An 8,017-nucleotide genomic window follows, 5' to 3' on the forward strand; every position below is an offset into this window, starting at 1 on the left:
TTCCCGCGTATGAGTAGAAGCACTCATTGGTTCAACCTGATGATGGGGCTTACTTCGAGTATGGGTAAGGCAAGGTTAGAGTGTAAGATGTGAGGCTGCATCATGGGGTTAGGATGACAGAATCAGGCTGGTGCATGAGTCATATATATGTGGTGTCTGCATTTCTTGGACTTTACTGAGGGAAGTTTGGGTCTCAGATTGAGCCGATCGCCCTTAACAATTCCTCTGATTCAAAATCCAGAAGTTGACACGACACGGTACTCTAACCCAGATCAAACTCCCAGGAATCGATCGCCCGCAAAGACACTCTCCTGAATTACACCCCGAAACTCATTCAGTTACCCCAGTTATCAGCCTTTGAGGATCGATGGCGAGTTGGTCTCCTCAACATCTACATCTAAAAAGTGCAAGTGACTCTCTTCCTCAGTATTGACAGCAATCACCAGACCTCTATTCCCCCAAGGAGCTATCGCCCGGGGTGAGGCGGGGCTGCTAAAACTCCCTACTTGAATCCCTTGACTGTTTAACACTTCTATCTGCCCCCCTACATCTGCCAACACCCATCCCCAATTAGCCACACAAGCAGACACGGGCAAAGTTTCAAGAGGAATTCGTGCTACCTTGAGTGGCCACAATTTCATCAACAACACCGCCGCTTTACCACCTTGGGGAATTCCCAGCAAAGTATAAGGCTCCGGTGTCAACAGCATCTGTCCTACGCTGGCAGACAAACGCACAGAACCCACCGGCGTGCCGCGGCGAGTGTAAACTCTAAAAATAGTTTGGGGATTTTTTGGCTCGTTGTCCGGCCAAACTGCTAAGACGTGTCGCCGATCCAAAAAAATTAATTCTGGTAAATAGTGTTCTGATAACGGCACAGTAGCCATCAGCTTCAGGACTTTTTCCGGATCGCCTGCAGTGCTGTTGGCAGCTAAAGAATAAAAACGCAGCTCGCCAGGAACCGCTACTGTCAACCAGTGGCCGTGAGGGTCAACAGCAGCTTTTAAAGCATCTGGACCTTGCCTCAAACCCATATCCAGCAAACATTGAGGCTCCCAAGAGCGCTCATTGAGCCAGTAAAGTTTTTGCGGAGTGAGAACGCAGCAGCCGTGGGAAGCAGGTAAAATGCCGCGCACGATTTCCGGCATTAATGAAATAGAAGTAGACTGTTCTCCTGTAACGAGCTGTTTTCCAGGCTGACACCAAACCTTCACCTCTGTACCTACAGCAGCATAGAGATAGGTTTCAGTGGCAATTAAAGTGGTCACCGGTACAGGAAGTATTAGTGGCTTGGGCTGGGAAAGCGAATAGCGCACAGTCCCAAGTAAATTAATAGCCGACTGTGATGCTTTTTCCTCTTCAACTTCTAGCAAAGACTCAGTTTCAGACTTCAGACTTTTATCACCACTGGTTGTGGGGTTTTCCCAAGGAATAATGCAGTCGCCCAATTGCCTGACAGCGGGGTCGTACATGATCAGCCGCAGAGCTTGAGCCATTTGAGAAGCACTGGCAAAACGGCGGGCTGGTAGCTTTTCTAAAGATTTTTTGACTATTGCTTGCAAAGGTTCGGGGATGGCGCCGGGAAATTGCAAGCGTTGATTCAGGTGCGCCCACCTCAAGTCTCCGGGGGTTCCCCCGAAAGGGCGGTAGCCCATTAGCAATTCAAACAGCAGAATTCCTACTGCATATATATCTGACATCGGGGAAAAAAGACCGTAAAACCGCTCTGGGGCCATGTAAGCGGGGGAACCTACGGTAGCGTCGGGAGAAATTTCTTGGTGGAGGCGAGTGGTACCAATTTCTGGCAGCCGACGCGCGATGCCAAAGTCAGAAAGCCGGGGCGACCAACCTTTTGCTCCTAAAGTTAGGAGGATATTTTCGGGTTTGATGTCGCAGTGAACTACGCCTCGGCGGTGCGCGTAGTCTAAGCCTGCTAAAACTTCCATGACTAGCTGTAAACCTTCGAGCAGACGCAAGGGGCGGTCTTGTTTGAGCAGGTTGCGGAGGGTTCCTCCCTCGCAGTAGTCCATAACCAAGTACCTGCCTGTAGCTGTGTGTTCTAGAGCTCGGCAGGTAACAATATTCGGGTGCTGCAAGGTGATCAGAAACCACAGCTCTCGCAAGAATTCGCTAGTTGGGGCTTTTTGATGACTAAGTTCTTTGAGAGCAACCAGTTGGCTGGTGAGGCGGGAGTCCTGGGCGGGAGCTTCTCGAACGCTGGCACAAAAGACTCGACCAAATTGTCCTTGTCCGACTAGCCCTAAAATGCGGTACTTAGAATGTTGCATCGGTCTAATTATAGAAAAAGCTTGAGCTAGTATTAAAATATGTAAATAATTCTGACAAAAATTCAAATTTTTGAATCGCTCGCCAGGTACAGCCTATGTTATCTCAGGTTCATTCTCAGCCTCCTTGAGAGCGATCGCACAGTCGCACGTACTAAAATCCTTGAGCTTGGGAATCGCTATCAATCTTGGCGGACGCCGGTACCCGCTCGGGAACTACCTGTGGCTGCTATTTTAGTCGATCGCGACTATTACAGTTTTTTCAATGCCATCTAGAAAGTATCTAAGGTTTTAGCTTTTCAAGGCTAAGCTGGGGAATCGGGGCGAGGGAACAGCGATATGACAAAAAAATAAGTGCGGTTATGCCATAGGGGTTAGAGAGCCAGAAGCAGATGCTGTCGTCAAGGCATCTTAACCTTTTTGAGTGTTAGCCAAATTTTTTTGCGCTTTGAATAAGTTGATCGTAACTTGCTAAATACTGAACTTGACAGGAGCAAACATCAATATGGTTAAAATTATTAAACTAGATCCAATTGCGGAGGAAATAGCAGTCGAAACCCGATCAAATATCCTGTCTGCCTTACTTTCCAAAGACTTAGACGTTCTCAAGGAATGCGGGGGGCGGGGAATGTGCGCTACCTGCCATGTTTACATTAAAGAAGGCATGGAAGGCTTGTCGGACATGAACCGCCGCGAGAGAAGAACATTGGAAGTCATTACTACGGCTAAAGCCAATTCGCGACTTGCTTGTCAGGCTCAAATTATGGGCGAGGGTGTGGTTGTACAGTTGCCTGCGGGGATGTACATTAATGCTATTGAAAATGTCGAAGCTCTGATCGGCCGCCGGGCCCAGCAAGATTTATTACACCCAATTACGGGTCAAGTAGTTGTAGAATCGGGAAAGTTAATTACTCGTTCTATCGTTACACAGCTTAATGAAACCCGCTTTCAAGTAGGACAGTATTTAGTTCGGACTAAAGAAGCTTAAAACTGATATGTTTGTATTTTAGTAGTAGAGAAAAATCTATGTTGAGCCAACTTGCGCGTTTGAGCATGGAAGCAGACGGACGCTACGCCAGTGCAGAAGAACTCCAATTTTTGAAAGACTACTTTCAGTCTTTGAATCACCGGATGAGTGCTTATAAAAAACTTCAAGCCTCTGAAACAGAAATTATGCGGCAAGTGGAAGCACAAATGCAGTCTCTAGACCCTAGTTTATTTCGGCGGGGGGCTAACGATGTCACTGAAAAGTGCCGTGGAGATATTGTGCGGGTGTTAAGGCATTCGGCGGCAGCACTATTGATTAATGATACGGAACGATTGCGCGATCGGCTACTACTTTGGTTGCAAACTATTTTAGGCGCTGTTCAAGTTAGAAATAGTGCAACCGTGACCTACGATGTGATGAAAAAGGTCCTCAAACAATATCTCACGGTGGAAGAAAGGAACCTATTTTTTCCGATTCTGGACATCAACCGCACTTTACTCGGCAAATAATCAAGGGGGTTGACAAGTTAACGCCGATAAACTATGCCGTTAGGAAGAGTGGCTCCAATCAACTTCGCTCCTGTCAAATCCGCCTCAGTGAGAATGGCTCCCCGGAGGTTGGCTCCTGTCAAGTCAGCTTTATGCAAGTTGGCTTTACTCAGGTTAGCTTTGCTCAAGTTAATTTCATGCAGGCAAGAATTAGACAGGTCGGCATTGATCAGGTAGGCTGAACTCAAGTTGGCTTTGCTGAGGTTGGCGCCGCTCAAGTTAGCTTCCATCAGATAAGCAGCGCTCAAGTTGGCTTCGTTCAACAACGCCTCTGCCATATTGATTCCAGTTAAAAGTTTGCGGCTCAAGTCTACACCGCTGAGGTCTGCCCCGCTGAGGTTAATACCGCTTAAGTGGCTGCCATTCAAAGTAATGTTTCTCAGGTAGGTTTTGCTGAGGTCTGCTTTGCACAAATTGGCTCTATCCAAGCAAGCTTCGCTAAGGTCTGATCCGCTCAAGCACGCGCCGTTTAAATAGGCTTGAGTGAGGTTAGTTCGCCTGAGATTAGCTTTCAACAGGTTGGCTTTGCTGAGGTTAGCACGGGTTAAGTTGGCTCCGGCTAGGTTGGCTTTGGATAATTCGGCTCCGGTGAGCTGTGCTTCGGTCAAGTCTGCCTCTTTCAGACTCGCTAGACTTAAGTAAGCATCTTTGAAGTTTGCCCCGTTGAGATTGGCTTTAATCAGATAGGCTTTACTGAGATTGGCCTGGCTGAGAACGGCTTTGGTGAGGTTGGCGGCGCTCATATCTGCACCTATAAGATTGGCATTGGGGAGAATTGCTCCGGTCAGATTTGCCCAATTCAGGTGACATCCGGCGAGGTTTGCGCCGGTGAGATTGGCGCCGATGAGATTGGCGCCACTCAGACTTGCGGCCATGAGGTTGGCGCCGGTGAGATTGGCTCCGCTGAGGTCAGCTTTGCTGAGATTGGCTCGGCTCAGATGGGCTTTGGTGAGGTCGGCCCCGCTGAGGTTCGCACCGATTAAATAGGGTCGTTGCTGGTGTTGGTTGAGGTTTGCCAAAATTAGAGTTGGGGCATCGCTGGAACGGTATAAATCGATCGGACTCAACACAATGCCGCGCAGATTTGCCAGTCTAAAATCTCTTTCGCCGGCTGCATATCGAGTTAGAAGTTCATTGGCGTCCATTAAGTTCTAGCAAAATGTTTGAGGTTTTGATTGCTTTTAAATTTTATGAGTTTCTAGAGTAAGTTATGAAGTTTCTAGCTGCTAGTTATCATCAGGTTTTATTTGAATTGCTAAAATCTGATTTTTTAACTCAGGAGCTTTTTTATAATTTAACTCACAGTTTTGATGATACGGTGGATAATATGGGTGTAAAAAAATCGATTTGACAGCTATTAGCAACAAAATAATAGCTGTCAAATAAGTCAGTTTTTTGGGAAAAGTTGACTGATAATAGCTTCATGGTCTTTTCCTTCTTCGACCATAGAATCTGCCGGTTGGAGGCGATCGCGCAGCCCTAAAATAAAGCGGTTGCAGTCCGCACCCAATGATTCGCAGGATGTTTGCAGGCAGTGAAGTTCTCGACCCGTAAGCTGACTAAAGAAAGAACTTAAAATACCTGCTTCTAAAAAACAGGCTGGTCGCTTAGACTTGGGGGCTGTTTTAGCAAAAAGAGAGTTAGCAATTTTTACTATTAAAAATCCCTGTTCGGAATAGCTGGGGTCCAGATCAAATGTTCCCCATCCATGAGTTTTCCAACACTGCTGCAAGGACTGAAGAAATTCTACCATTTCCATTTCAGAAACTGGCTGACCGTAGTATTCGCTGACTTCTTCGCAAAAACGCACGTAGAAGTTTTTACCCCACCAGCGACCGCAGTTGAAAAGCACGAGGCGGGAGGCTTGACCTGTTTCTTGTTCTAAGCCGATATAAATGGCTTGAATCAGTGTTTCTGGGAGTGCTAAGAGCCTATCACCCCGGCGGTTTTCGAGGAGGCCGAGTTCGAGGTCGCCTCGGACGTAGGCATCGCTGGCAAAGTAGTTTCCAGGGAGTCGGGGCTGTTTGAGTAAGTCGGCAATATTAATCATCGGAAATTGGGAATTGGGAATCGGGAATTGGAAATTGGGAAGAAAGCTGATTATTTATTACCTTGGTCAATAATAATTGACTGTGCTTGGTCGAAAAATGGTTGCAATATAGCCCGGGCTTGCTCGGAAAGCAATTCTTTTAAACGAGTTTGCAGCAGATTGCAAACAGTTGCTTCGATATTTTGAGTTTGGTGGGCTTCGACTATGCCGGAAAGCCAGTCTACAAGGCGCTGTTCGAGAAAATTTTGATCGTTCAGCAGCATAGCCATAGCGCAGTACCGCAAGACTAACACCCAGTGTTTGAGCGATCGTTCTAAGGTTTCTTGTTTTTCGTCGGGGAATGTTTCTTGTAGTTTGTTGGCTACTGGTTGGAAGATGCTTGCTTCCTTCTCTCGCAAAAATTCGTAAATTTTTAAGCGCTGGACAAGGGTTACAGCTTGACGCTTAAAAGCTATGAGTTCTTCGCCTTTTAAAAAGCGGTTTTCTGCCTGATCCAGCAGCGCCTCAATCTCAGGGTGCATGATTTTAATTAAGTGGTAATCGGTAATTGATAAAAGGAAGGAAGTTCGGCAACGAGCCGTGTACGGGATTTAACGGATTTAACTAATTGATTTTGAGGGATGAGGAAAGAGGAGTGAGGGAAGATGGATGAGGGATTGCCCTATTTTTCATTTTCCATTCCCTACACAGATTAAAACAGGTCGAATAGGTCATCAATGGTGACTTCTGCTTGTTCAGAAATAGAAATTACTGGCAAGGGTGGCGGTAGGGGTAGGGCACCTACTTCCGGAATTCCTTCCCAAGAAATAGCTTGAAAAAAGTCTGCTACTGGCTGGGTTAAACTCAGAAGTTGACCGGGGGTCGAGCCATTTGGGGTTTCTAAAGATTTTCCCAGCCAATTATAGTGACCAAAGAATTCTTGGACAGATTGGTCCAACCATGAAGTTTGACTTTTCATCTTTCTTCCTGCCTGGAGAAATCCACCATCGCACTTTCGATCGCGAAATTGGTGGGAGGAAAGGCAGGGCAGGGGATGTGCCTTTCCAGGTTGTTTACCGCAATATTTCACCGTGTTGCAGTCGATTTTGAATATCGCGCGCGTTGGCACCTTCGTTGAGCCAGAATGCTGCTGCATCAATTTTATCTGGGTTGCCGAGCAAGAACTTGCAATAGGTTTCTCCCATTGAGTAACATTGGAGTTCTATGCAGCTCAGAGGCTTTTTGACTAAAGAGCCGAAGAAACCGGCGAACAAACCGGCGTATATGTGACAAACCGGTTTGCCTACGTCTCCCAATGTGCGAGCAACTGCTGAGTCAAAGAGGTTGATGAAGATGCAGCCGTGTTTGCGATCGCTCATGTCCACTTCCCAGCGACCCCAACCTTGAGCTGTGAAAGGCCACCACCAAGTTTCTAGCAGAAACATGAGATTTGACTGGCGAATGTTCTGGCTGTATTCGGCACTAAACCATTTTTGAAAAAATTCGGAATCTTGAAGTCCCCACTGGCAACCAATAGTATACATGATGACAGAGGACGCGGGGCCGACTTCTTCTTCGAGCCCCTCCACCAAACCGATAATGAAGTCTTCGCTGGTAAAAATGTTGCGCGACTGATTCCAGTCGTCAATTGTACCCATCTGGCGATCGAAGGCAAAAAAATCCTGAAACCTATAGTGGCTGTGAGTTTTAGGATGCTTTTGCTTCAGTAGCGATTCGCTGTTGGGGGAAATTTCTTTTTTGGCAGTAGAGACCATTGGCGAGTTATTCCTTTTTGGTGTAGTTTGGTGAAAATTAGAGTCAAATAGACTGGCCTGTGTATCCAATGTGAACTACCCACCGTCAAGCGGAGTACCGCTATGACGGGGGCTTCCAGTTTCAAGGGGAATCGCATCTATCAAGACCGAAATCTTTCCTGGTTGACTTACACTCCCTCCACTGGCAGCAGCACTCGTTCCTAATGCCAAAAACCGCAAGGCTTCATCCCTAATATTTTTCGCGGCATTGATATCTCTATCATTACGGCTGTGACACTTATGGCAATCCCAATAACGCAGGTTCAGAGGCATTTTTGATACTTTGTGAAGACAATTATTACAAGTCTTAGAACTAGGGAAAAATCGGTCAACCTCTACATAGGTTTTTCCAC

At 46.7% G+C, this 8,017-nt stretch carries 9 protein-coding genes; 2 read left to right on the top strand and 7 right to left on the bottom strand.

The window, feature by feature from the left end; genetic code table 11:
- Positions 1-350 precede the first annotated feature (350 nt).
- Positions 351-2,288, bottom strand: coding sequence for a serine/threonine-protein kinase (locus tag QUA44_RS29610; RefSeq protein ID WP_333257292.1), 1,938 nt, complete (start codon positions 2,286-2,288; stop codon positions 351-353).
- A 502-nt stretch (positions 2,289-2,790) separates the two neighbouring features.
- Between QUA44_RS29610 and QUA44_RS29615 the strand changes: the two genes are divergently transcribed.
- Both QUA44_RS29615 and QUA44_RS29620 read left to right on the top strand, forming a co-directional pair.
- Positions 2,791-3,273, top strand: coding sequence for a 2Fe-2S iron-sulfur cluster-binding protein (locus QUA44_RS29615; RefSeq protein WP_006635922.1), 483 nt, complete (start codon positions 2,791-2,793; stop codon positions 3,271-3,273).
- A gap of 38 nt (positions 3,274-3,311) precedes the next feature.
- Positions 3,312-3,782 (top strand): phycobilisome protein, encoded by a 471-nt coding sequence (locus QUA44_RS29620; RefSeq protein ID WP_333257288.1) that lies wholly within the window; start codon positions 3,312-3,314, stop codon positions 3,780-3,782.
- Positions 3,783-3,799: 17 nt separating this feature from the next.
- On the opposite strand, the gene QUA44_RS29625 is transcribed toward QUA44_RS29620, so the two are convergent.
- From QUA44_RS29625 to QUA44_RS29650, 6 genes are all read right to left on the bottom strand, one after another.
- Positions 3,800-4,966, bottom strand: a complete 1,167-nt coding sequence (locus QUA44_RS29625; protein ID WP_333257285.1) for a pentapeptide repeat-containing protein — start codon at positions 4,964-4,966, stop codon at positions 3,800-3,802.
- A gap of 242 nt (positions 4,967-5,208) precedes the next feature.
- Positions 5,209-5,871: a V4R domain-containing protein gene (locus tag QUA44_RS29630; RefSeq protein WP_333257282.1), complete on the bottom strand. Its 663-nt coding sequence runs from the start codon at positions 5,869-5,871 to the stop codon at positions 5,209-5,211.
- A gap of 50 nt (positions 5,872-5,921) precedes the next feature.
- On the bottom strand, positions 5,922-6,392 hold the full coding sequence (locus QUA44_RS29635) for a phycobilisome protein (protein ID WP_333257279.1): 471 nt from the start codon (positions 6,390-6,392) through the stop codon (positions 5,922-5,924).
- Positions 6,393-6,562: 170 nt separating this feature from the next.
- Entirely contained in the window at positions 6,563-6,829 is a 267-nt protein-coding gene (locus QUA44_RS29640; RefSeq protein WP_333042386.1) for a hypothetical protein, read from the bottom strand.
- A gap of 94 nt (positions 6,830-6,923) precedes the next feature.
- Positions 6,924-7,625: a V4R domain-containing protein gene (locus tag QUA44_RS29645; RefSeq protein ID WP_333257275.1), complete on the bottom strand. Its 702-nt coding sequence runs from the start codon at positions 7,623-7,625 to the stop codon at positions 6,924-6,926.
- Between the two features lie 75 nt (positions 7,626-7,700).
- The coding region (locus QUA44_RS29650; RefSeq protein WP_333257273.1) for a zinc ribbon domain-containing protein at positions 7,701-8,017 on the bottom strand (317 nt) is incomplete at its 5' end.

The organism is Microcoleus sp. N9_A2 (assembly GCF_036701775.1).
Taxonomy (GTDB): domain Bacteria; phylum Cyanobacteriota; class Cyanobacteriia; order Cyanobacteriales; family Microcoleaceae; genus Microcoleus.